Annotated in this window: 21 protein-coding genes and 1 tRNA gene; 11 read left to right on the top strand and 11 right to left on the bottom strand. The window is 64.9% G+C overall.

Annotated features, from left to right (window positions below; genetic code table 11):
• Nucleotides 1-44: 44 nt before the first annotated feature.
• Nucleotides 45-1,472: a magnesium transporter gene (gene mgtE, locus SynWH8101_RS00560; RefSeq protein WP_130128133.1), complete on the bottom strand. Its 1,428-nt coding sequence runs from the start codon at nt 1,470-1,472 to the stop codon at nt 45-47.
• 49 nt (nt 1,473-1,521) lie between these two features.
• Between mgtE and SynWH8101_RS00555 the strand changes: the two genes are divergently transcribed.
• On the top strand, nt 1,522-2,001 hold the full coding sequence (locus SynWH8101_RS00555) for a glutathione peroxidase (RefSeq protein ID WP_130128132.1): 480 nt from the start codon (nt 1,522-1,524) through the stop codon (nt 1,999-2,001).
• Here the strand turns inward: SynWH8101_RS00555 and SynWH8101_RS00550 are convergent.
• Genes SynWH8101_RS00550 through gyrB form a run of 4 tightly spaced genes read right to left on the bottom strand, consistent with a single transcriptional unit; the run spans nt 1,967 to nt 5,091 of the window.
• Nucleotides 1,967-2,380, bottom strand: coding sequence for a CrcB family protein (locus tag SynWH8101_RS00550; protein WP_130128131.1), 414 nt, complete (start codon nt 2,378-2,380; stop codon nt 1,967-1,969). The two genes, SynWH8101_RS00555 and SynWH8101_RS00550, sit on opposite strands and share 35 nt — an antisense overlap.
• Complete coding sequence (locus SynWH8101_RS00545; protein WP_130128130.1) at nt 2,377-2,793, bottom strand: CrcB family protein; 417 nt, start codon at nt 2,791-2,793, stop codon at nt 2,377-2,379. Before SynWH8101_RS00545 ends, SynWH8101_RS00550 begins: the two co-directional genes overlap by 4 nt.
• Nucleotides 2,786-3,124 (bottom strand): SH3 domain-containing protein, encoded by a 339-nt coding sequence (locus SynWH8101_RS00540; protein ID WP_174719479.1) that lies wholly within the window; start codon nt 3,122-3,124, stop codon nt 2,786-2,788. The genes SynWH8101_RS00545 and SynWH8101_RS00540 overlap by 8 nt, the downstream gene beginning before the upstream one ends.
• Nucleotides 3,124-5,091, bottom strand: coding sequence for a DNA topoisomerase (ATP-hydrolyzing) subunit B (gyrB, locus tag SynWH8101_RS00535; RefSeq protein WP_130128129.1), 1,968 nt, complete (start codon nt 5,089-5,091; stop codon nt 3,124-3,126). The genes SynWH8101_RS00540 and gyrB overlap by 1 nt, the downstream gene beginning before the upstream one ends.
• Nucleotides 5,092-5,210: 119 nt before the next feature.
• Between gyrB and miaA the strand changes: the two genes are divergently transcribed.
• Together miaA and infC are read left to right on the top strand one after the other, a co-directional pair.
• Nucleotides 5,211-6,131: a tRNA (adenosine(37)-N6)-dimethylallyltransferase MiaA gene (gene miaA / locus SynWH8101_RS00530; RefSeq protein WP_130128128.1), complete on the top strand. Its 921-nt coding sequence runs from the start codon at nt 5,211-5,213 to the stop codon at nt 6,129-6,131.
• 64 nt (nt 6,132-6,195) lie between these two features.
• On the top strand, nt 6,196-6,849 hold the full coding sequence (gene infC / locus SynWH8101_RS00525) for a translation initiation factor IF-3 (RefSeq protein ID WP_130128127.1): 654 nt from the start codon (nt 6,196-6,198) through the stop codon (nt 6,847-6,849).
• Here the strand turns inward: infC and SynWH8101_RS00520 are convergent.
• Nucleotides 6,827-7,618, bottom strand: a complete 792-nt coding sequence (locus SynWH8101_RS00520) for a dienelactone hydrolase family protein (RefSeq protein ID WP_130128126.1) — start codon at nt 7,616-7,618, stop codon at nt 6,827-6,829. The two genes, infC and SynWH8101_RS00520, sit on opposite strands and share 23 nt — an antisense overlap.
• A gap of 79 nt (nt 7,619-7,697) precedes the next feature.
• Between SynWH8101_RS00520 and SynWH8101_RS00515 the strand changes: the two genes are divergently transcribed.
• On the top strand, nt 7,698-8,687 hold the full coding sequence (locus SynWH8101_RS00515; RefSeq protein ID WP_130128125.1) for a GntR family transcriptional regulator: 990 nt from the start codon (nt 7,698-7,700) through the stop codon (nt 8,685-8,687).
• Nucleotides 8,688-8,690: 3 nt separating this feature from the next.
• A complete protein-coding gene (cysE, locus tag SynWH8101_RS00510; protein ID WP_130128124.1) occupies nt 8,691-9,431 on the top strand; it encodes a serine O-acetyltransferase in 741 nt (246 codons plus the stop codon).
• Between the two features lie 25 nt (nt 9,432-9,456).
• Here the strand turns inward: cysE and secA are convergent, their stop codons facing one another.
• Nucleotides 9,457-12,306 carry a preprotein translocase subunit SecA gene (gene secA / locus SynWH8101_RS00505; protein WP_130128123.1) on the bottom strand — a complete coding sequence of 950 codons (2,850 nt, stop codon included), beginning with the start codon at nt 12,304-12,306 and terminating at the stop codon, nt 9,457-9,459.
• Between the two features lie 90 nt (nt 12,307-12,396).
• Here secA and SynWH8101_RS00500 point away from each other — a divergent pair, with 90 nt between their 5' ends.
• On the top strand, nt 12,397-12,852 hold the full coding sequence (locus SynWH8101_RS00500) for a GNAT family N-acetyltransferase (RefSeq protein ID WP_130128122.1): 456 nt from the start codon (nt 12,397-12,399) through the stop codon (nt 12,850-12,852).
• Nucleotides 12,853-12,860: 8 nt separating this feature from the next.
• Here SynWH8101_RS00500 and SynWH8101_RS00495 read toward each other — a convergent pair.
• The 3 genes from SynWH8101_RS00495 to psbZ form a co-directional block, all read right to left on the bottom strand.
• Nucleotides 12,861-12,932 (bottom strand) — tRNA-Gly (locus SynWH8101_RS00495).
• A 76-nt stretch (nt 12,933-13,008) separates the two neighbouring features.
• Entirely contained in the window at nt 13,009-13,494 is a 486-nt protein-coding gene (ribH, locus tag SynWH8101_RS00490) for a 6,7-dimethyl-8-ribityllumazine synthase (RefSeq protein ID WP_130128121.1), read from the bottom strand.
• A 32-nt stretch (nt 13,495-13,526) separates the two neighbouring features.
• Entirely contained in the window at nt 13,527-13,715 is a 189-nt protein-coding gene (psbZ, locus tag SynWH8101_RS00485; protein ID WP_007101046.1) for a photosystem II reaction center protein PsbZ, read from the bottom strand.
• Between the two features lie 133 nt (nt 13,716-13,848).
• Between psbZ and SynWH8101_RS00480 the strand changes: the two genes are divergently transcribed.
• Genes SynWH8101_RS00480 through SynWH8101_RS00470 form a run of 3 tightly spaced genes read left to right on the top strand, consistent with a single transcriptional unit; the run spans nt 13,849 to nt 18,720 of the window.
• Nucleotides 13,849-14,559 (top strand): peptidylprolyl isomerase, encoded by a 711-nt coding sequence (locus SynWH8101_RS00480; protein WP_130128120.1) that lies wholly within the window; start codon nt 13,849-13,851, stop codon nt 14,557-14,559.
• Nucleotides 14,556-17,498, top strand: a complete 2,943-nt coding sequence (locus SynWH8101_RS00475; protein ID WP_130128119.1) for a peptidase domain-containing ABC transporter — start codon at nt 14,556-14,558, stop codon at nt 17,496-17,498. Before SynWH8101_RS00480 ends, SynWH8101_RS00475 begins: the two co-directional genes overlap by 4 nt.
• 1 nt (nt 17,499) lies before the next feature.
• Nucleotides 17,500-18,720 (top strand): HlyD family secretion protein, encoded by a 1,221-nt coding sequence (locus SynWH8101_RS00470; RefSeq protein ID WP_130128118.1) that lies wholly within the window; start codon nt 17,500-17,502, stop codon nt 18,718-18,720.
• Here the strand turns inward: SynWH8101_RS00470 and SynWH8101_RS00465 are convergent.
• Nucleotides 18,706-19,371, bottom strand: a complete 666-nt coding sequence (locus SynWH8101_RS00465) for a precorrin-8X methylmutase (RefSeq protein WP_130128117.1) — start codon at nt 19,369-19,371, stop codon at nt 18,706-18,708. The two genes, SynWH8101_RS00470 and SynWH8101_RS00465, sit on opposite strands and share 15 nt — an antisense overlap.
• Before the next feature lie 33 nt (nt 19,372-19,404).
• Between SynWH8101_RS00465 and holA the strand changes: the two genes are divergently transcribed.
• Nucleotides 19,405-20,385 (top strand): DNA polymerase III subunit delta, encoded by a 981-nt coding sequence (holA, locus tag SynWH8101_RS00460; protein ID WP_130128116.1) that lies wholly within the window; start codon nt 19,405-19,407, stop codon nt 20,383-20,385.
• A 51-nt stretch (nt 20,386-20,436) separates the two neighbouring features.
• Nucleotides 20,437-22,239 (top strand): aspartate kinase, encoded by a 1,803-nt coding sequence (locus SynWH8101_RS00455; RefSeq protein ID WP_130128115.1) that lies wholly within the window; start codon nt 20,437-20,439, stop codon nt 22,237-22,239.

Raw genomic sequence — 22,239 nt, 5'->3', positions numbered from 1 at the left:
GCAAACCAGACCTGTTTTGAGTGGAATTACCTAGACCGCCTGGGTCAGGACGCCAACGGCGGCGCTATGGCAGGCAGGCGCTCCAGCAGCCAGGCGGCCGTACGCAAATAGATGAATACCCCGGCCACATCGGTGGCGGTGGTGATGAAGGGTGCCGACATCAGGGCCGGGTCGAGGCCCATGCGGTTGAACAGCAGCGGCAGCGCCGCCCCGGCCGTTGCCGCCAGGGTGGTGATCGCCATCAAGCTGATGCCCACGGCCGCACCCACCAGGGGGCCCTCGCCCCGCCACCAGGCGAAGGGCACCACCACCACGAGCATCAGCAATCCGAGCAGAGCACCGGCGATCGCCTCCCGGCCCACCGCCTTCAGCGGTCCGAGGGCCTGAATCCGCTGGGTGCTCAGGCCGCGGATCACCACCGTGGAGCTCTGAGCACCGACATTGCCACCGGTGCCAATCAGCAATGGGATGAACGCGGCCAGCAGCACCACCTGCTTGAGCACGCCGTCGTTGAGCGCAATCACCTCGGTGGTGAAGCCATTGGCCACCACCAACACCGCCAGCCATACCACCCGACGCCGGGCGACGGTGAACAGATTGCTCTGGAAATAATCGTCTTCGTCACCGGCCTGCACAGCACCGGCGGCATAGATGTCGCGGGTGGCCTCCTGCTCGATCACATCGATCACGTCATCGACGGTGACGATCCCCACCAGCCGCTGCTCCCGATCCACCACCGGCACGGCCAGGAAGTCGTACCGCTGAATCGCGCGCGCAACCTCCTCTTGGTCGGTGTCGGTGCTCACGCTCACCACATCACGAGTCATCACATCGCCGATCCGGTCCTCCGGATCAGCCGTTACCAGATCTCTTAAGGAGAGGATGCCGGTAAGGCGACGTTCGCCGTCGGTGACATACAAGCTGTAGATGGTCTCGGTATCGCGGGCACGACGGCGCACGATCGTGAGCGCCTGGGCAGCACTGTGGAATTCCTTGAGGTCGATGAACTCGGTCGTCATCAGACGACCGGCGGTTTCCGGCGCGTAACCGAGGAGCTGGGCGGTGACCCGCCGTTCCGATGGGCTCAACTCGGCCAGCAACCGGCGCACCACCTTGGCCGGCAGCTCATCAAACAAACGCACCCGGTCATCGGGTGACATCTCCTCCACCAGTTCCAGCACTTCACCGGAACGCAGGCGTTCCAGCAGGCTCTGCTGCACGGCCGGGTCGAGATATTCGTACACCTCAATCGCCTCGTCCTTGCTGAGCAGACGAAAGGCGAGGGCCTGGAGGGTGCGGGGCAAGCTGCCGATCGCTTCGGCGATATCCACCGGCTGCACTGGCTCCAGCAGCATCTTGACGGCGTCGTAGTTGCCAGTGGCGAGCATCGCCTCGAGCTGTTGTGCCACCACGGCTGCCACGTCAGCGGATGTGACGCTTGCCGATGCCGCCCCCCCTTTGGCCTCGTCCATCGGCGTCGATCAGGGCGTGCTTAGTGTATGGCCGCCCCACTCAAGAACGATGAGCGTGAACGTGAGCGCCGTGACCGTGCGCGCCGCCGATGGCAGCGAGAAGAGCCTCGGCGACTACAGCGGCCAGGTGCTGCTGATCGTGAATGTGGCCAGCCGTTGCGGATTCACCAAGCAATACGCCGGCCTGCAGGCTCTGCAGGACGCCTACGGCCCCAAGGGACTGCAAGTGCTCGGCTTCCCCTGCAACGACTTCGGCGCTCAGGAGCCCGGCACGCTGGATGAGATCAAGAGCTTCTGCTCCACCACCTACGGCGCCAGTTTCGAACTGTTCGACAAGGTGCACGCGACGGGCAGCACCACCGAGCCTTACACCACCCTCAACCAGACCAGCCCCGCCGGCGATGTGGCTTGGAATTTCGAAAAATTCCTCGTGGGCAAGGACGGCACGGTGATCGGACGCTTCAAGAGCGGCGTTACCCCCGAGGATCCTGAGCTCAAAGCGGCGATCGAGACTGCCCTGGCCGCCTGAGCCGGCCGACCCCGAATCCCGCGGCGGCGGCACCCAGCCCCAGGCCCAACGTCAGCGCCAGCAGGCCAAACGCAGACGCCCAGTCGCCCTGGGCGATCAGGGCCACGCTGTTCACCATCCAGCTGCTGAACGTGGTGAGCGACCCGCAGAAGCCGATCCCCACCAGCAGCTGCCAGCGGGGCGGCACGCGGCGACCAACCATCCAGCCGAGGATCAAGGCGCCGAGCACATTCACGAGCACGTCTTTGTCGTGCAGGTGGATGCCCACCTGCCAGCGCAACAGGGCGCCCAGGGCGGCTCCAATCGCCACCAGCAGCAGCTCCTCCAGTTCGGCCCTCAAGCTGAGTGAGCTCTGCTGTGCCTGCGGATCCGCCGTCATGCCGCCCCCTCCGCCAGACCGAGGCCATAGCCGAGCCCAGCCACCAGCAGGCCACCGACGATCGAGCCCACACCGAGCAGCAGCGCTTCCGCCCAGTGCCGCTGGCGCAGGGTGTTGAGCAATTCCACCGCAAAGGTGGAAAAGGTGCTGAGGCTACCGAAGAACCCCACGGCGATCAGCAGCATCAGGGGCGAGGCCCCACCGGCAGCAGGCTGGCAGCGGCCACTGGTCTGCAGACCGAGCACCAGACCGAGGGCAAAGGCGGCGATCAGATTCACCGTGAAGGTGCCCCAGTGCTTACGGGGCACGATCGGCTCAAAGTGGTTCACCACTCGCAGACGCAACCAGGCGCCAGGAATGGCACCCAGCCCCACCAGCAGGGCCTGGCCGGGCATCAGGACGGGTTCAGCCATGCAACCAGCCGCGCTGGGGTTGCGCGTCCGCAGGCATCGCCGCGCTGCGAGCCACCTGCACCTGAATCCATTCCTGGCCATTGTCGGCGCGCCAACGGCGCAGCAGCTGCAGGGGCGTGCCGAGCTCCAGGCGGCGCAGCGTTGGTGCGGCCACACGAGGCGATCCCTGCAACAGGGCATCAGCTTCACTGAGCAATGGCCCGCCGGCTTCGCGGCGTCGCACCTCCGGCTGACGCCGATCAGCACCGCCTGCGGGCAAGGCGGCTGGGGCGAGCAGGGCCACACCCAGCAGCCAGCTCCAACGCAACACGGAGGTCACCGCCATCGGCATCAGATGTCGAGCTTGTCCATGTCGAGTTCGGCGCTGTGGGTTTCGATGAATTCCCGCCGCGGCGCCACCTTGTCGCCCATCAAGATGGTGAAGATGCGATCAGCCTCAAGCGCATCCTCGATCTCCACCCGCTTCATCGTGCGCGTGGTGGGATCCATCGTGGTTTCCCAGAGCTGCTGGGGCATCATTTCCCCCAGACCCTTGAAGCGCTGGATGGTGTAGTTGGCCTTCTCACCGAAGCCGGCCAGCGTGGTTTGCAGATCCTGCTCGTTGTAGCAATAGGTGTGATTCTTGCCGCGCTCCACTTTGTAGAGGGGCGGACAGGCGATGTAGATGTAGCCACCCTCCACCAACTCTTTCTGATAGCGATAGAAGAAGGTGAGCAACAGGGTGCGGATGTGAGCGCCATCCACATCGGCGTCGGTCATGATCACCACCCGGTGGTAGCGCAGGTTTTTGGCGTCAAAATCTTCACCCTTGATCCCCAGGCCCAGGGCCGTGATCAGGGCCTGAATTTCGGTGTTCTTGTAGATCCGCGCATCATCGGTTTTTTCGATGTTAAGAATCTTGCCCCGCAAAGGAAGGATCGCCTGAAAGCGACGGTCACGGCCCTGCTTGGCAGAGCCACCAGCCGAATCGCCCTCCACGATGTAGATCTCGGATTCAGCCGGATCGCGGGAGCTGCAGTCGGCCAGCTTGCCGGGGAGGGTGGAGCTCTCCAGCACACTTTTGCGCCGCACCAGTTCGCGGGCGCGGCGGGCCGCCTCAGCCGCATTGAAGGCCTGGATCGCTTTCTCGAGGATCATGTCGATCACCGAGGGGTTGAATTCCAGGTATTGGCTGAGGGCCTCACCCACGAGGCTATCGACGATGCCACGCACCTCGGTGTTGCCGAGCTTGGTCTTCGTCTGTCCCTCGAATTCCGGTTCCGGCACTTTCACCGACAGCACAGCTGTGAGGCCCTCGCGAATATTTTCGCCGGCCAGGTTGGAGTCGGATTCCTTGCGTTTACCGCGTTTCTTAGCGAAGGCATTGAGGGTGCGGGTGAGCACCGTTTTCAAGCCTTCGATATGGGTGCCGCCATCCACGGTGCGGATGTTGTTGGCGAAACCGAGGATGCTGTCGGAATAGGCATCCACGCACCATTGCAGGGCTGCCTCCACCTGAACGCCATCCTTCTCGGCGTTCACATAGATGATTTCGGGATGGAGCGGATCCTTCTCCGCATTCATATAGGCGACGTATTCCTTGATGCCGCCTTCGTAGAAGTACACCTCCTCATGGGCGTCGCCTTCGGCATTGCGGGCGCTCTCCCGTTCATCGCGGAAGACGATGCGCACGCCGCCGTTGAGGTAGGCCAGCTCTCGCAGACGCGCCGCCAGGGTGGCGTAATCGAAGACGATGCCACCGGTGAAAATCTCGAGATCCGGCTTAAAACAGACGCTGGTGCCGGTGCGACCGTTCTCATCGGCCGGCTGGGGCTCGGAAGCGAGGCTGCCGATCGGGGCACCACGTTCAAAGCGCTGGCGATGCACCTGCCCCTGACGGCGCACGGTGACTTCCACCCATTCGGAGAGGGCATTGACCACCGACACGCCCACGCCGTGCAGGCCACCCGACACCTTGTAGCCACCGGCCCCGAACTTGCCACCGGCATGGAGCACGGTGAGCACGGTTTCGAGGGCGCTCTTGCCGGTGCGGGGGTGAATATCGGTGGGGATGCCGCGGCCGTTATCGGTGACGGAAGCGGAGCCGTCGTCGCCGAGCACCACCCGAATCTCGGAGCAGTGGCCGGCCAGAGCCTCATCCACCGAGTTGTCGACCACCTCGTACACCAGGTGGTGCAGACCGCGGGGGCCGGTGGTGCCGATGTACATCCCCGGGCGCTTGCGCACCGGCTCCAGGCCTTCCAGCACCTGGATCTGCTCGGCTCCGTAGGCGGCCTGAACTTTTGAGGCTTCGCTCATGCGTTCGTCGTGTGCCGGGCCTCCTGTCAGGCTGAATTTACCACCGGCGCGCCAGAGGCGCTTGCAGAGGCCTCTCAGGCGCCATTTCCCGAGGGGGTGCACCCCCTCGGTTTTTGCTCATGCCCGATCCACAACCGCCACTCCCCACCGACACACCACTGGTGGTGGTGCTGCTTGGACCCACCGCCAGTGGCAAGACCGCCCTGGCGCTCGAGCTGGCGGAGCGCCTCGAGCTGGACGTGCTCAATGTGGATTCGAGGCAGCTTTACGCCGAAATGGATATCGGCACTGCCAAGCCAACGCCAGAGCAACGCCAGCGGGTGCCCCACCATCTGCTCGATCTGCGCCGCCCCGATCACCCCCTTACCCTGCAGGAGTTCCAGGCGATCGCCACCCCGATGGTCGAGGCCAGCCTGGCGCAGCGCGGCATCGCCTTTCTGGTGGGAGGCAGCGGCCTTTATCTCAAAGCCCTCACCGGTGGCCTGCGGCCACCGGCGGTGCCACCGCAGCCGGAACTCCGTGCCCAGCTGAACGCACTCGGGCAAACGGTGTGCCATCAACTGCTGCAGCAGGCCGACCCGACGGCAGCGGCCCGGATCGCCCCGGCCGACGCCATGCGCACCCAGCGGGCCCTGGAAGTGCTCTATGCCAGCGGCCATCCGATCAGCAGTCAGCAAGGCAGCAGCCCTCCGCCCTGGCGGGTGCTCGAACTGGGCCTCGATCCCGCCGACCTGCGCCAACGCATCAGCCGCCGCACCCAACAGCTCTATGCCGAGGGTCTGGTGGAGGAAACCGCCCGCCTGCGCGAGCGGTATGGCCCGGAGCTGCCCCTGCTGCAGACGATCGGCTATGGCGAGGCTGCTCTGCTGCTCGACGGCAACCTCAGCCGGGAGGAGGCGATCGCCCGCACCTGCCAGCGCACGCGCCAGTTCGCCAAACGGCAACGCACCTGGTTCCGCCGCCAGCATCAACCCTGCTGGCTGAGCGATGCGGATGCCCTCAACGAGGCGATGACACAGATCAGGAGCGGTCTAAGGTGAAAAGTCAAGGGCTACGGCTGGATCAGCCGAGCTGCGGCCCTTCCCTGTCCCCTCAACGCCCTGAATGCCTCCACGTCCCCGTTTTGACCGTCGTGCTCCTGTCAGGGAGCTACCCAATATCAACGATCGCATCAATTATCCGCAGCTGCGGGTGGTGGACGCCGACGGAGCGCAGCTGGGAGTGATCGACAGGGAGAAGGCCCTGGAGGTGGCCAAGGATCGCGAGCTCGATCTGGTGCTGGTGAGCGAAAAGGCCGATCCACCGGTGTGCCGGATCATGGATTACGGCAAATACAAGTTTGAGCAGGAGAAAAAAGCCAAGGAGGCCAAGAAGAAGTCGCATCAGACCGAAGTGAAGGAGGTCAAGATGCGCTACAAAATCGATCAGCACGATTACGACGTGCGGATCGGTCAGGCCACCCGCTTCCTCAAAGCCGGCGACAAGGTGAAGTGCACCGTGATCTTCCGCGGCCGCGAGATTCAGCACACCGCCCTGGCGGAAACCCTGCTGCGCAGGATGGCCAAGGATCTGGAGGAGCAGGCGGAAATCCAGCAGGCCCCGAAGCGGGAGGGCCGCAACATGATCATGTTCCTCACACCGCGCAAAACACCGCTGGCGAAAAAAGACGGGGACGACACCCAGGTAGCCACCAAGGCGGTGCGCACGATTCCGGCACCGCCACGGCCCACCGGCCTCAAGCCTGCAGCGACTCCCTGAGAAGCTGCCAACCCCGCTGCGAGGCTGCGGCATCGAAGCTGTCGCGCGCCTCACACATGAAGCCATGGTCGGCTGCAGCGAGCTCCTCATAGCGCAGGCGCTCGCCACTGGGATCAGCAGACGCCAGGGCAGCGGCGATGGCGCGACGATCCGCTTCAGGGATCAGGGGATCGGCCGTGCCGCAGAGGCAGGTCAGCTGGCCGTGCACCTGGGGCAACAAGTCCAGGCTGGGGGCACCGCCCCCCGGACGCCCCTGCACCACACCGGCGCCATAGAAATCAAAGGTGTGGCTCACCTCGGGCAGGCTGGCCGCCAGCAGGGCGGCATGGCCGCCGAAACAGAACCCCACCACGGTGATCTCCAGCGGCGCTGCCGCAGCTTCCGCCGGCTTCAGGGCAGCCTCCAGCCAGGTGATCGCCGCCTTCACGTCGGTCAGGATCTGCTCGGTGCTGCAGGCGTCCTTGTGGCGGCGGCCCTCCGCGAGCGCTTCAGCGGTGTAGTCGAGCTCCAGATCGGGCGCGGTGCGGGCAAACAGGGGCATGGCCAGGGCGGGAACGCCGAGGGCAGCGATCCGATCGGCGACGCTGCGCACCCAGCCATTGACGCCGAACACCTCAGGCAACACCAGCACCGCCTTGCGGGATGAGGGCGTGCGCCCGGCTGTCTGCGCTGATCCGCCCGCCGGAGCCCACCAACTGCGCAGGGGCACCGGCCCCTGGGACACGATGCACCAACCAGTCTGATTGGTAGCGGATTCGGAGATTGGCATAGGGACACAGACCACCACGCCAATTGTCACCGAGCCGATCGCTCCTTAGGGTGGCCGCATTCCGATCCGGTCCACCGGCGTGCGATTCCACATCCAACAGGAAAGCGACATCCCGGCGTCGACCCAGCTCTACAACCAGATCTGCTTCGCGATTGCCGCCCGTCACTACCCCCCCGGCCATCGTCTGCCCAGCACGCGCCAGCTGGCGATGCAGACCGGCCTGCATCGCAACACGATCAGCAAGGTGTATCGGCAGCTGGAAACCGATGGGGTTGTGGAAGCGATGGCGGGCTCGGGCATCTATGTGCGCGACCAGCAGAAACCTCGGGAGATCCGCACACCGGTGCAGATCCGCAACCGGGGGGTCACCGATCTCGACCGGGAGGTGCGCAAGTGCGTGGATGGCCTGCTCAATGCCGGCTGCACGCTGCAGCAGACCCGCGAGCTGCTCACCCGTGAAATCGACTGGCGCCTGCGCTGCGGCGCCCGGGTGCTGGTGAGCACCCCCAGGGAAGACATCGGCGCCTCGATGCTAATCGCCGAGGAACTGGAACCCAACCTCGACGTGCCGGTGGAGGTGGTGCCGATGGAGGAGCTGGAGAGCGTGCTGGAGAGCGCCAGCAACGGCACGGTGGTGACCAGCCGCTACTTCCTGCAGCCAGTGGAAGACCTGGCCAAGCGCCATGGCGTGCGCGCCGTGGCGGTGGACCTCAACGACTTCCGCGAGGAGCTGGCGATGCTCAAGGAGCTCCGGCCCGGCAGCTGCGTGGGTCTGGTGAGCATCAGCCCCGGCATCCTGCGGGCCGCCGAAGTGATCCTGCACAGCATGCGCGGCAATGAGCTGCTGTTGATGACCGCCACCCCGGATGTGGGCAGTCGGCTGCTGGCGCTGCTGCGGGCCGCCAGCCATGTGCTGTGCGACCGGCCGAGCCTGCCGCTGGTGGAGCAGAGTCTGCGTCAGAACCGCTCCCAGCTCATGCGCATGCCCCAGGTGCACTGCGCCGAGAGCTACCTCAGCGGCGACACCATCGAACTGCTGCGTAAGGAGATCGGCCTACAGGCCGGCTGAAGCATGTTGAAAGCGATCCGCGCCGACCTGGCGATCATTCGCGATCGGGATCCGGCCGCCCGTGGCCCCCTGGAGATCCTGCTCTGCTACCCGGGGTTCCAGGCGGTGACCCTGCACCGGATCAGCCATCGGCTCTGGCGCTCACGCCTGCCGCTGAAACTGCCGGCACGGCTGCTCAGTCAGCTCGGGCGCAGCCTCACGGGGGTGGAAATCCATCCCGGCGCCCGCATCGGCAGCGGCGTGTTCATCGACCATGGCATGGGCGTGGTGATCGGTGAAACCAGCGAAATCGGCGACCGCTGCCTGCTGTATCAGGGCGTCACCCTGGGCGGCACGGGCAAGGAGCACGGCAAACGCCACCCCACCCTGGCCAGTGATGTGGTGGTGGGGGCGGGCGCCAAAGTGCTCGGGGCGATCACAGTGGGCAGCAACACGCGCATCGGTGCCGGCTCGGTGGTGGTGCGCAACGTGGAAGCCGACTGCACGGTGGTGGGCATCCCCGGCCGGGTGATCCACCAGAGCGGCGTGCGAATCAATCCCCTGGCCCACTCCGCCTTACCGGATGCGGAAGCGAATGTGATCCGCAACCTGATGGAGCGGATCGACCAGCTCGAAAGCCAGGTGGGCACGCTGCAGACCTGCCTCAAGGCGGTGGCGGCGGGCCGACCGCTGAGCGTAATCTGCGGAGGCGAAGCGCAGAGCCTCAAAGATCGTGAAATTCTCGAGTTTCTAGGGGAGGAGTAGGCGACCGCCAGATCGCCTTGAAGCGTCAAGCCGTCGCTGTCTGCGCAGCCGCAGGAGCAGGCTGGAACATGAACATCGAATAGATCACATTGCGACGCATGTTGGTCATCATCTCCAGGAACATGTCGTAGCCCTCGTTCTTGTATTCGATCAGGGGATCCTTTTGGCCATAGCCACGCAGGCCCACGGATTCCCGCAGGGCATCCATCGCCTGCAAATGTTCGCGCCAGAGGGTGTCGATCTGCTGGAGGATGAAGAAACGTTCCGCCTCCCGCATCAGACCAGGACGCTGCTGCTCGATCTGGGATTCCTTGAGGTCGTAGGCGTTGCGCAGCTGCTCCTGCAGGAAGGCTTTGAGTTCGTCGAGTGAGAGCCCTTTGAGCTGCTCGGCCTCCAGATCCTCGAGGAGATACACGAACTCCTTGACCTTGCTCACCAACTGGGAGAGATCCCATTCCTCAGGCGGCAGGTCGGGATTCACATAGGCCTCCACGATTTCGTTCATCGTGCGCTCGCCGTAACCGATCACCTGCTTCTTCAGTTCGCGCCCTTCCAGCACCCGGCGACGCTCGGTGTACACCGCCTTGCGCTGATTGTTCATCACCTCGTCGTATTCGAACACCTGCTTGCGGATGTCGTAGTAATAGGTTTCCACTTTCTTCTGGGCGCCTTCCAGCGAACGGGTGAGCATGCCCGATTCGATCGGCATGTCTTCCTCAACGCGAAACGCATTCATCAGGCCGGCCACCCGATCGCCACCGAAAATGCGCAGGAGGTTGTCGCCCAGCGACAGGAAAAAGCGGGTGGAGCCGGGGTCGCCCTGACGGCCGGCGCGACCGCGCAACTGGTTGTCGACCCGGCGCGATTCATGGCGTTCGGTGCCGATCACATGCAGGCCGCCGGCCTCGCGCACCCGCGCCTCCTCCTGCTTCACCACCACGTCGTATTCCGCCTTCACCCGGGCGATCGCCGCTCGCAGGGCCGCAATCGCGTCATCCTCCGTGGGCGCTTTCTCCGCCGCCGTGGCAATCCGATCCTCCAGCTCGATCACCGACAGGGCCCGATCACCCCAGGCCTTCACCAGGTCGCGGGCGAGATCGGCGAGGGCCTGATCGGTGTCATCACTGAGTTGGCAGGGATAGAGGCTGCCGATCGCCTTGGCTTCGCTGGGGGCATGGCCATGGGGCCCGCTGGCGGGGGTGGCCTTGGCCCCGAAGCCCGAGGGCTCCGCACTGCGCTGCAGGGGCACGGGCGGGCGATGGCCCTCCTCGGGGCGCACCAGACGCGGCAGCAGCACCTCGCGCAGCTTGAGCCGGGCCATGTAGTCGCTGTTGCCGCCGAGGATGATGTCGGTGCCACGGCCGGCCATGTTGGTGGCGATCGTCACGGCGCCGGAGCGCCCGGCCTGGGCCACGATCTCGGCCTCCCGCTCCACGTTCTCCGGTTTGGCGTTCAGCAGGTTGTGGGGGATCGCCTCCTCGGCCAAAAGGGCGCTCAGAAGCTCACTCTTCTCCACGCTGGTGGTGCCCACCAGCACCGGCCGACCCTGGCGATGGATCTCTGCGGTTTCCCGCGCCACAGCCCGCCATTTGGCGGTCTCAGTTTTGTACACCTGATCGGCCAGGTCCTGCCGGGCCCGGGACCGGTTGGTGGGCACGATCGTGGTTTCAAGCTTATAAGTCTTCTCGAATTCCACCTCCTCGGTTTTGGCGGTGCCGGTCATTCCAGCCAGACGCGGGTAGAGCAGGAAGAAGTTCTGATAGGTGATCGAAGCGAGCGTCTGGGTTTCCGGCTGCACCGCCAGGCTCTCTTTGGCCTCGATCGCCTGGTGCTGGCCATCGCTCCAGCGCCGTCCTGGCATTACCCGACCGGTGAACTCATCCACAATCACGGCTTCACCATCGCGCACGATGTAGTTCACATCGCGGATGAACAGCTCCTTGGCCTTCAGGGCATTGGTGATGTAGTGGGCCCAGGGATCCTGGGGGTCGTAGAGATCGCTCACCCCGAGCAGCTGTTCGGCCTTGGCAAAGCCCTCATCGGTGAGCGTGCAGCTGCGCTGCTTCTCATCCACCTCGTAATCACCCTCGGGGTCGATGCCGTCTTTGCCCATCTCCGCCGCCCGCTCCAGCGCAGCCGCCACCTGGGCCGCCTGCTGATATTTCTCCTGGGGCCGCTCCACCTGGCCGGAGATGATCAGGGGTGTGCGCGCCTCATCGATCAGGATCGAATCCACCTCATCGATCACGCAATACTGAAACTCGCGCTGCACCACCTCGCTGATGTCGGTGGCCATGTTGTCGCGCAGGTAATCGAACCCAAGCTCCGAATTGGTGGCGTAGGTGATGTCGCAGCCGTAGTTGCGGCGCCGCTCGGTGGGGGTCATGTCCTGCTGGATCAGACCCACCGACAGGCCGAGGAAGCGGTGCACCTGGCCCATCCACTCGGCATCGCGGCGGGCGAGGTAGTCGTTCACCGTGACGACATGCACGCCGCGGCCGGTGAGGGCGTTGAGGAAGCTGGGCAGGGTGGCCACGAGGGTCTTGCCCTCGCCGGTTTTCATCTCAGCGATCTGGCCCTCATGCAGCACCATGCCGCCGATCAGCTGCACATCGAAGTGGCGCATGCCCAGCACCCGCTTGCCCGCTTCGCGCACCACGGCAAAGGCTTCGGGCAGCAGCTCATCGAGCAGGGGGCGCTGATTATCCAGGCTGCCGGCGTTCTCGAGGCGCTGGCGGAAGTCAGCGGTGCGGCGGCGCAGCTCGTCGTCGCTGAGGGGAGCGATCTCCTCCTCCAGCAGGTTGATGTCGGAGACGATCGGCTGGTAGCGCTTCAGCTTGCGGGCATTGGGATCACCCAGCAGGAGCTTGAGCATGGAGGCGGCCGAGGTCAGTGCTGGCCAGCCTACTGAGGCCGGGTGGAGTCTTTTCGCCATGGCCGATGATGATCGCTCGCTTTCACAGCCATGACCCGCTACCGCCTGGTGGAGCATGCGCCCGGAGCTCCCGGGCTGCGCTGGTTCGGCATGGGGCCCGACCTACGGCCAAGCCGCGGCCTGCTGAAACTGCGGCGCCTGTTTCAAAAGCACGCCTTCTGGGCCCAAGACCGCAGCTTCCGGGAGCTGCAACGGATGCTGGCGGGAAGCGATGTGGTGGTGAGTCTCTGGCGCGGCAAGCGACTGGTCGGCTTCGGGCGGGCGACAAGCGATGGCATCCACCGGGCTGTGCTCTGGGATGTGGTGGTGGCAGGCGATCTACAGGGCCGCGGCCTGGGACGACGGGTGGTGGAAGCACTGCTGAGTGCCCCAGCGATCCGCCAGGCAGAACGGGTGTATCTAATGACCACCAACAGCGCCGGCTTCTACAAGCAATTGGGATTTGAACCGGCCGCACCACAGCAGCTCCTAGTTCGAAAGCAATGACTAAAGCAAGCGGATGAAGAGATTCGAACTCTCGACCCTCTCCTTGGCAAGGAGATGCTCTACCACTGAGCTACATCCGCAGGTCGGACGCTTGGGCTGTGTCCCTCGCGACCTGAAGAGCATGCAACACCGAGGGGCCCTAGGTCAATCCGAACGTCATGAACCAGCTGGCAAAGCCCGCATCAGGCTGCCCATCTCCAGAGCCTGCAAGGCGTAGCTCCAGCCGAGGTTGCTCTTGATGCCGGCCCGCTCCAGCGCCTGTTGCATCGTGTCGGTGGTAAGCACACCGAAGATCACCGGCACACCGGTATCGCGCGCCACGGCGGCAATGCCCTTGCTTGCTTCCGCCACCACCACATCGAAATGGGGCGTATCACCGCGAATCACCGCCCCGAGGGTGATCAGCACCTGATAGCGACCACTGCGAGCCAGACTCTGCGCCACCACGGGCAATTCAAACGATCCCGGCACCCAAGCCAGATCGAGTTGAGAACTCTCTGCCGACGTGTCGACGCCATGTCGCGCCAGGCAATCCAGGCATCCACTCAGCAGCTTGCCGGTCACCAGATCATTAAAACGAGCCACCACCACAGCGATGCGCAATTCCTGCACATCGGTGAAACGTCCTTCAAAGGTGGCCATCGCCGCTGGGAGTCAGAACTCCCATGCTGGCATCACACCACAAAGAAGCTCATGCCCCAGTTCACCAGCACCAAGGCCACCCAAACGATGCCGCCCAGCAGGATCAGACGGTTGGAACGACCACTGTCTTCGCTGGAGGCATAAAGCACAGGCACGGCCACGATCAGGGCGAAAGACATCACCACCAGGGCCAGCACGGTGAGGGTGTTGAGGATCTGCATGGAGAGGAGCGACGCCGGGTCGATGGCGCGATTCTCACACGCAACAGTGCTCGCCTTCCCCAGGCAGGCCGTGAAGCGTTACAGGTTGTGGGGATGACGTGAGACCTACGCTCACCTCGACTGTTACCAGACCGTGCTCAAGCCAACGCTGCCCGATCTGCATGCCCTGATCGGTGCACAGGGCCTGGATCTGCTCAGGGAGCACCGGCTCCTGGAGACCCTGATCGAGCGGCTGCTGATCAGCAGCTTGATCGCCGAGGTGGAACTGGATGCCGCCAGCCTCGCGGCAGCTCGGGAGGCCTACAGCCGCCAGAACCGCGTACCGCCTGAAGCCGTCCCCAGCGACGTCGTGGAACGCCCCCTGCGCTTAGCCAAACTCGCCTGCGACCAGTTCGGTGCCAAAGCGGAAGCGCGCTTCCTGCAGCAGAAGGGCCGGCTGGATCGCGTCGTCTACAGCCTGTTGCGCCTGGACAGCCGCTCCCAGGCCCAGGAGTTGTATCTGCAGATCGCCCACGGTGAGGCCGACTTTCCTGAACTGGCCTCCCGTTTTTCCCAGGGCCCGGAACGGAGTACCAACGGTGTGGTGGGCCCAGTTCCCCTCAATCAGGCACACCCCACCCTCTCCGACAAACTGCGCGCCGCCCAGCCCGGAGCACTGCTCGAACCGCTCCGCATCGATCGCTGGTGGGTGGTGGCGCGCCTGGAGCGCTACGCGGCGGCCAGCTTCGATGCCCGGATAGCCGAACAAATGAGCATGGAGCTGTTGCAGGAATGGCTCCAACAGGAAACGGCCCATAGATTGAGCGCGCTCGATCGGACTGCGGGCGACGCTTCCCACCCATGACCCAGGCACTCGCCGGTCAGTTGATCCAGCAAGACTGGTTCGGCTGCCTGAGCAAGGACGCGCAACAGCAGGTGTTGCAACAGGCCCAGCTGCTCTCCTTTGAGTTAGGGCAGCAGCTGGTGGACCCCGGCGTGATTCCCGGTCGGGTGCTGATCCTGCTCAACGGGCGTGCTCGCCTGGTTGGCCAGAACCAGGGCCGACTCCTCTCCCTCGGCAAATTTGAAGCCGGCGCCGTGCTCGGTGCCGCCAGCCTGCTCAATGGGCGCGGCATCGAAAATCTGATCGCCAGTGATGCCCTCACCGCCGCAGCGCTTCCGGATGAGCTCTGGGCCGAGCTGTATCAACACAACGACAGTTTCCGCCGTTGGTGCCAGGCCCAGCTCTGGGCCTCGGAAACCGCCGCCCTGATCGAGGATCTGCAAAGCCAGAGCGTCCACGCCGACTCCACCTCTCAAGAACTGCTCCAGGAGGCACTCCAAAGCGCTCGCCGCGTTCCCAGCGATCCCAAAGCCCTTGAGGAGGCAGAAACGGCCGGGCGCCAGGTCTTTCTGACGTCGGCCTGGGGGGGCAGCAGCCCGGGCTCACGCATCACCCCTTCCTCCCTGCCTGCCGAGAACCAGCCCTTCCCGGCACGCCTGATCAGCCTGCCGAGCGACCTGGTGGAGCTGATCCTCCGCACCCCGCCTCCACACGCAACCCCAACCAGCGCCTCTGATCAGACCTCCGATGGCGACGCCCCAATGCCAGCGGGACCAACGCCAGTGAGCCGCTTCAGCCCGGATGGCGATTGGCTCGAACGGCTACGCCTGATCCGGGCGGAGGGCGTGCTGCAGGAAACACTCGCCTGTTTCCAGATGCTGGCGCAGCTGATGAAGCTGCCCTTCCGCCGTGATGCGATCGAGAAAGTGCTGCGGGAGATGACCCGACGCGGTCAGGAACCGACCCTCCGTCTCTGCGGTCAGATCGCGGCCGGGCTCGGGCTGCATGTGTCGGGCGCCCATGTGACTGCCGCCATGGGCACCCGTCTGCAGACCCCCACCCTGGTGCCCTGGAAGGGCAGCTTCGCGCTGGTGGCTCGCAGCAACCAGAGCGGCCTCACCCTCGCCTCACCCCGCGACGGCATCGTCGAGCTGGCACCCGATCAACTCGAAGCCACCTTCCCAGACGGCCTGGATGTGCTGCTGCTCGAGCGCTCCAACGCCACGCTCAACCAGAGCTTCGGCCCCTCCTGGTTCTGGCCGGCCCTGCGCCGTCACCGCAACGTGCTCGTGCAGGTGCTGATCGCCAGTTTCGTGGTGCAGCTCTTTGCCCTGGCCAATCCTCTGCTGATCCAGGTGATCATCGACAAGGTGATCACCCAGCGCAGCCTCGACACCCTCCAGGTGCTTGGCATTGCCCTGGTGGCCGTGACGCTGCTGGAGGGTGTGCTGGGAAGCCTCAAAACCTTTCTGTTCTCCGAAACCACCAACCGGATCGATCAACGCCTCGGCGCCGAAGTGATCGATCACCTGCTGAGGCTGCCGCTCGGCTACTTCGACAAACGACCCGTCGGTGAACTGGGTTCTCGGATCAGCGAACTGGAGAAAATCCGCAACTTTCTCACCGGCCAGGCGCTCACCACCCTGCTCGATGCCGCCTTCTCGGTGATCTACATCGTGGTGATGCTGCTCTACAGCTGGCTGCTCACCCTGATCGCCCTGGCGGTGCTGCCGATTCAGATCGCCCTCACCCTGATCGGCGCCCCCCTCTTCCGCCGCCAATACCGGCAGGCCGCCGAAGCGAATGCGAAAACTCAGAGCCATCTTGTGGAGGTGCTCACCGGCATTCAGACGGTGAAAAGCCAGAACGTGGAGATGGTGAGTCGCTTCTCCTGGCAAGAGCTTTACGCCACCTACATCAACCGCTCGTTTGAGAAAACGATCAGCGGCACCGTGCTGAACCAGACCTCTCAGGTGCTGCAGAAGCTGTCGCAGTTGCTCGTGCTCTGGGTGGGCGCCACGCTCGTGCTCAGCGGTGATCTCACCCTGGGCCAGTTGATCGCCTTCCGGATCATCTCCGGCTACGTGACCCAGCCCCTGCTGCGCCTCTCCAGCATCTGGCAGAGCATCCAGGAGCTGAAGGTGAGCTTCGAGCGTCTGGCCGACGTGATCGACACGCCGCAGGAATCGGATTCGCTTGACAAAGCCAAGGTGCCCCTGCCTCCGATCGAGGGCGAGGTGCGCTTCGACAACCTCAGCTTCCGCTTCCGGCCCGACTTGGATCCGGTGCTCAAAGACATCAATCTGGAAGTGAAGGCCGGCACCTTCGTGGGGATCGTGGGCCAGAGCGGCAGCGGTAAAAGCACCCTGATGAAATTGTTGCCGCGGCTTTACAGCCCCGATCAGGGACGGATCCTGATCGACGGCTACGACATCGACAAGGTGGAGCTCTATTCCCTGCGCCGCCAGATCGGCATCGTGCCTCAGGACCCGTTGCTGTTTTCCGGTTCGATCAGCGAGAACATCGCGCTCACCCAACCCGATGCCGGCAGCGATGAGATTGTGATGGCGGCGAAACTCGCCGATGCCCACGACTTCATCATGGCCCTGCCCAGTGGCTACAGCACCCCGGTGGGAGAACGGGGCGCCTCACTCAGCGGAGGCCAACGCCAACGCATCGCCATCGCCCGAACCCTGCTGAGCAACCCCAAGCTGCTGGTGCTCGATGAGGCCACCAGCGCCCTTGATTACGAAACAGAGCGGCGGGTCTGCGACAACCTGGTGAGCGCCCTGCAGGACTGCACGGTGTTTTTCATCACCCACCGCCTCGCCACCGTGCGTCGCGCTGATCTGATCGTGGTGATGCATGACGGCGTCGTGGCCGAGATCGGCAGCCATGACGATCTGATGAAGCAACGCGGTCGTTACTTCGCCCTTTATCGCCAGCAGGAGGCCGGTTGAGATGTCTGACCACAACACCAACCCCGTGGGCGGCTTGATCCGCAGGGCGCAGGATCAACTGGAGCGACGGGCCGGCTCCCTCACCCACAACGAATCGGTGCTTCAGCAGAGCCACTTTTGGCTTCGCTCCGTGACCTGGGCATTGGTGGGCACCACCGTGATCGGCATCGGCTGGTTGGCGATCGCCCGCACCGAAGAGGTGGTGGTGGCCCAGGGCAAACTGGAGCCCGTTGGGGATGTGAAGGATCTGCAGATCCCCTCCGGTGGCGTGGTGAAGGCGATCCTGGTGAAAAGTGGCGAACGGGTGAAACAGGGCCAGGTGCTGATCGAACTCGATCAGAAGAGCAGTAGTCAGGAACTGAAATCCCTGCAGGAATCCCAGCGCCAGAAGCAACAGCAACTGCAGCAGAAACAGCAGCAGTTGGCCCTGAAACAGCAGGAAAAACTGCGCAGTGCCGAGATCAACCGCGAGCAGATCAGCAGCCTCGAAGCCCGGCTGGCCTTGGAAGAGAAGATTCTCAACCGCTTAACCAAACTGGCGCAGGAGGGAGCCTCCTCGGAACTGCAGTATCTGCAGCAGCAGAACAAGGTGGAGGAGCTGCGCGGCAACGTAAGCAAGGAGTTGGTGGAAGGGCGCCGCCAGCAGAGCGTGTTGAACCAGGAGGTGGAGCAGATCAATGCCGAAATCGCCGGCTTACGCAGCGACCTCGCTCAGCTGCGCTCCCAGATCACGGAGGCGGAAGTCACCCTTGGCTACCAGTCGTTGCGAGCACCGGTAGATGGTGTCGTCTTCGATCTGAAGCTCACCACGCCCGGCTTCGTGGCCCAGACCGGCGAGCCAGCCCTGAAGGTGGTGCCCTTCAACACCCTCGAGGCGGATGTGGAGATCCCCAGTAGCAAGATCGGCTTCGTGCGCAAAGGGCAACCGGCGGAAATCAGCATCGATTCCTTCCCTGCCACCGATTTCGGTGTGCTCGAAGGCAGTGTGTCGTCGGTAGGTTCCGATGCCCTCGCGCCCGATGCCCAGGAGGGTCGTGATGAATACCGCTTCCCGGCCACGATCACGCTCGACAGCCAACAGCTGAAGCTCAAGAACGGCACCAACCTGCCCCTGCAGGTGGGCATGTCTCTCACCGCCAACATCAAATTACGGAGCGTCAGTTACCTGCAGCTGCTGCTCAACACCTTCCGCAGCAAAACCGATTCCCTAAGGGAACTCTGAGCTCGCCGCCCGCAGCAACGCATTCAGAGCAGCGCCCACCAGGCCGGCGCCACCGCGGCTGCCTTCCAGGCGGATCTGGGCCAAGCCACTGACCTCCAGGCGCCGCTTGCTCTCCGCCACCCCCACAAACCCCACCGGCATGCCGATCACCAGGCTCGGCGCCGTCGCATCCCGAGCCAACTGATCCAACAACTGCTCCAGGGCGGTGGGGGCGCTGCCGATCAGCACCACGGGCATGGGCTGACCGGTGTCCGCGGCCGCTTGGGTGAGCTCGGGCCAGGCCTGTGCCATCGCCGCCGCCGATCGGGTGGAGCCGGCAGGAGCCAAGGCCGGCGCCCAATCGAGCAGACAGCGCACGGGATTGCCAAGGGTGCGTGCCGCCATCGGCGCCACCGCCGCGGCCGCCATCGCCGTATCCGTGAGGATCAGGGCGCCATGGCGCAGCGCTTCGATCCCCTGCCCGCAGGCTCCCTCACTGAAGCGCAGCAGGGGCGCCAGGTTCAGATCACCGCTGCTGTGCACCAACCGCTCCAGCACCTGCTGTGGCACCGGCTCCAGACCGGTCTCGCCGAGATGCTCACGAATGCGCCGAATGCTTTCCGTGAAGATCGGGTGGTCGCTGGCCAGGGCATTGCCGATCGCTTCAGGCATCATCAGTGCTCAGGCCACCCTGCTGGCGCGTCCATGCCAATCCACCTGCTCTGGGGTGATGACAGTGCCGCTCTGGAGCGGGCCATCAACACGCTGATCGCGGATGTGGTGGATCCTGCTTGGAGCAGCATCAACCTGAGCCGTCTCGATGGCGCTGAAACAGGCAAGGCCCAGCAAGCCCTGGAGGAAGCGCGCACGCCCCCCTTCGGCGGCGGCGGCCGCCTGGTGCTACTGCAGCGCTCGCCATTCTGCAACGCCTGCCCGAGCGAACTGGCGGATCGTTTCGAAGCAGCGGTGCCCCTGATCCCCGAGGGCAGCCATCTGCTGCTCGTGAACCCGGCCAAACCGGATGGGCGCCTGCGCACCACCAAAGCCCTGCAGAAGCTGGTGAAGGCCGGCACCGCCAGTGAACAACACTTCCAATTGCCGGCGGTGTGGGATGGCGCCGGGCAGCGCCAGCTGGTGGAGCGCACCGCCGCCGATCTGAAACTCAGGCTCGAACCCGACGCGGTGGAGGCCCTGATCGAAGCGATCGGCAACGACAGCGCCAGGCTGAGCATGGAACTGCAGAAACTGGCCCTCCACGCTGAGAGCAGCGGCGTCGACAGCATCAGCGCCACGGCCATCGCCCAACTGATCGATGGCCAGGCGAGCAATGCCTTGCAGGTGGGGGATGCGCTACTGGAGGGGGCTGTGGGCGAAGCGATCAGCCGCCTCGATGGCCTGATCGAAGCGGGCGAACCGGCCCTGCGCATCGTGGCCACCCTCACCGGCCAGATCCGCGGCTGGCTCTGGGTAAGCCTGCTGGAGCAGCAGGGCGAACGAGACGTGGGCGTGATCGCCAAAGCGGCCGGCATCGGCAACCCCAAACGCATCTACGTGATGCGCAAGCAACTGAAGGGACGGCCTCCCACCCGCTGCCTGAAGCTGCTGGGCCGGCTGCTGGATGTGGAAGCCGCTCTCAAACGAGGCGCCCAACCCGGCGATGCTTTCCGCGATGGGCTGTTGGGTTGACGTGAATCCAAGGCCTCAGTGAGACAATCGCCACCAACATGAGGCGCATGGATGGCCCTGCTGGTGCAGAAGTACGGCGGCACCTCCGTCGGCAGCGTGGAGCGCATCCAGGCGGTGGCCCGCCGCATCGCCAACCGCCGCGACGAAGGGCATGACCTGGTGATCGTGGTGTCGGCGATGGGCCACACCACCGATGAACTCACGGCCAAAGCCCGGGCCCTCTGCAGCAACCCGCCCCAGCGGGAGATGGACATGCTGCTCGCCACAGGCGAACAGGTATCGATCGCCCTGCTCTCCATGGCCCTGCATGCCCTCGGCGTTCCGGCGATGTCCATGACCGGCGCCCAGGTGGGCATCGTGACCGAATCGGCCCACGGCCGGGCCCGCATCCTCGACGTGCGCACCGATCGCCTGCGCAGCCGCCTTGGCGATGGGCAGGTGGTGGTGGTGGCCGGTTTCCAGGGCACCAGTCAGAGCAGTGGCGGCACCGCCGAAATCACCACCCTCGGGCGAGGCGGCTCCGACACCTCCGCCGTGGCCCTCGCTGCCGCCCTCGGCGCCGATGTCTGCGAGATCTACACCGACGTGCCCGGCGTGCTCACCACCGATCCACGCAAGGTGGCCGACGCCCAGCTGATGGAACAGATCAGCTGCGACGAGATGCTCGAACTGGCCAGCCTCGGCGCTGCCGTGCTCCACCCTCGCGCCGTGGAGATCGCCCGCAACTACGGCGTCACCCTGATGGTGCGCTCCAGCTGGAGCGATGAACCCGGCACGACCCTCACCAGCCGCAGTGCCCGGCCGATCGGCCGCGAAGGTCTGGAACTGGGCCGTCCTGTGGATGGTGCAGAGCTGGTGGAACGGCAGGCCGTGCTCGCCCTCTCCCATGTGCCCGATCAGCCCGGCGTCGCCGCCCGCCTGTTCGAAGCCCTCTCCGCCGGCGATGTGAATGTGGATCTGATCATTCAGGCCACCCACGAGGGCAACAGCAATGACATCACCTTCACAGTGGCGGAAACGGATCTGGAGAGTGCCCGCAGGATCTGTGCCGATCTCGTCGACGCCATGGGCGGCGAGCTGGTGGCCGAGGGCGGCATGAGCAAGCTGAGCATCAGTGGCGCTGGGATCATGGGTCGTCCCGGCATTGCCGCCGGCCTGTTCGACACCCTGTCGCGGCAGGGCATCAACCTGCGTCTGATCGCCACCAGCGAGGTGAAGGTGAGCTGCGTGATCGCAGCCCCCATGGGCGGCAAGGCGCTGCGGGCCGCAAGCGAAGCCTTCGAGTTGTCGGAGCGGCAACTGCAGATCAACCCCCCCGCCTCCGGCGCCGGCGAGCCGGAAGTGCGGGGTGTCGCCCTTGATCGCGACCAGGCCCAGGTGAGCGTGCGCCATGTGCCCGACCGGCCCGGCACCGCGGCGGCCCTCTGCTCGGCCCTGGCCGACGCGGGCATCAGCGTGGATGCGATTGTGCAGTCGGAGCGGCAACACGCCGATGGCAGCCGCGACATCAGCTTCACGCTCAAGCGGGAGGATCGGGCCGCCGCCGACCAGGCCCTCGGCTCCCTGCTGGCCCAATGGCCCGGCGCCGCCCTGGAGGAGGGCCCGGCCATCGCCCGGGTGAGCGCCGTTGGCGCCGGCATGCCCGCCACCGCCGGGACGGCGGGCCGCATGTTCCGCTATCTGGCCGAGGCTGGCCTCAACATCGAACTGATCGCCACCAGTGAGATCCGCACCAGCTGCGTGGTGGCAGAAGCGGATGGGGTGGCGGCCCTGCAGGCGGTACATGCCGGCTTCGGCCTCGGGGGCGCCGTTCGGCATGCAGCCCAGGGCACGGCATCGCCCCTGGACTCGTGA

The organism is Synechococcus sp. WH 8101, assembly GCF_004209775.1.
Classification (GTDB): domain Bacteria; phylum Cyanobacteriota; class Cyanobacteriia; order PCC-6307; family Cyanobiaceae; genus Synechococcus_C.
The sequence above is the reverse complement of the archived record's forward strand: the minus strand, read 5'-3'. Positions and strand labels throughout refer to the sequence as shown.

Coding starts and splice junctions, on each gene's coding strand:
- SynWH8101_RS00500 (WP_130128122.1), top strand. CDS start 12,397: ATGACCCGCTACCGCCTGGTGGAGCATGCGCCCGGAGCTCCCGGGCTG.
- SynWH8101_RS00465 (WP_130128117.1), bottom strand. CDS start 19,371: ATGCCTGAAGCGATCGGCAATGCCCTGGCCAGCGACCACCCGATCTTC.
- cysE (WP_130128124.1), top strand. CDS start 8,691: ATGTTGAAAGCGATCCGCGCCGACCTGGCGATCATTCGCGATCGGGAT.
- SynWH8101_RS00545 (WP_130128130.1), bottom strand. CDS start 2,793: ATGGCTGAACCCGTCCTGATGCCCGGCCAGGCCCTGCTGGTGGGGCTG.
- SynWH8101_RS00475 (WP_130128119.1), top strand. CDS start 14,556: ATGACCCAGGCACTCGCCGGTCAGTTGATCCAGCAAGACTGGTTCGGC.
- mgtE (WP_130128133.1), bottom strand. CDS start 1,472: ATGGACGAGGCCAAAGGGGGGGCGGCATCGGCAAGCGTCACATCCGCT.
- psbZ (WP_007101046.1), bottom strand. CDS start 13,715: ATGCAGATCCTCAACACCCTCACCGTGCTGGCCCTGGTGGTGATGTCT.
- SynWH8101_RS00550 (WP_130128131.1), bottom strand. CDS start 2,380: ATGACGGCGGATCCGCAGGCACAGCAGAGCTCACTCAGCTTGAGGGCC.
- SynWH8101_RS00540 (WP_174719479.1), bottom strand. CDS start 3,124: ATGCCGATGGCGGTGACCTCCGTGTTGCGTTGGAGCTGGCTGCTGGGT.
- SynWH8101_RS00555 (WP_130128132.1), top strand. CDS start 1,522: ATGAGCGTGAACGTGAGCGCCGTGACCGTGCGCGCCGCCGATGGCAGC.
- SynWH8101_RS00520 (WP_130128126.1), bottom strand. CDS start 7,618: ATGCCAATCTCCGAATCCGCTACCAATCAGACTGGTTGGTGCATCGTG.
- infC (WP_130128127.1), top strand. CDS start 6,196: ATGCCTCCACGTCCCCGTTTTGACCGTCGTGCTCCTGTCAGGGAGCTA.
- gyrB (WP_130128129.1), bottom strand. CDS start 5,091: ATGAGCGAAGCCTCAAAAGTTCAGGCCGCCTACGGAGCCGAGCAGATC.
- SynWH8101_RS00470 (WP_130128118.1), top strand. CDS start 17,500: ATGTCTGACCACAACACCAACCCCGTGGGCGGCTTGATCCGCAGGGCG.
- SynWH8101_RS00455 (WP_130128115.1), top strand. CDS start 20,437: ATGGCCCTGCTGGTGCAGAAGTACGGCGGCACCTCCGTCGGCAGCGTG.
- holA (WP_130128116.1), top strand. CDS start 19,405: ATGCCAATCCACCTGCTCTGGGGTGATGACAGTGCCGCTCTGGAGCGG.
- secA (WP_130128123.1), bottom strand. CDS start 12,306: ATGCTCAAGCTCCTGCTGGGTGATCCCAATGCCCGCAAGCTGAAGCGC.
- miaA (WP_130128128.1), top strand. CDS start 5,211: ATGCCCGATCCACAACCGCCACTCCCCACCGACACACCACTGGTGGTG.
- ribH (WP_130128121.1), bottom strand. CDS start 13,494: ATGGCCACCTTTGAAGGACGTTTCACCGATGTGCAGGAATTGCGCATC.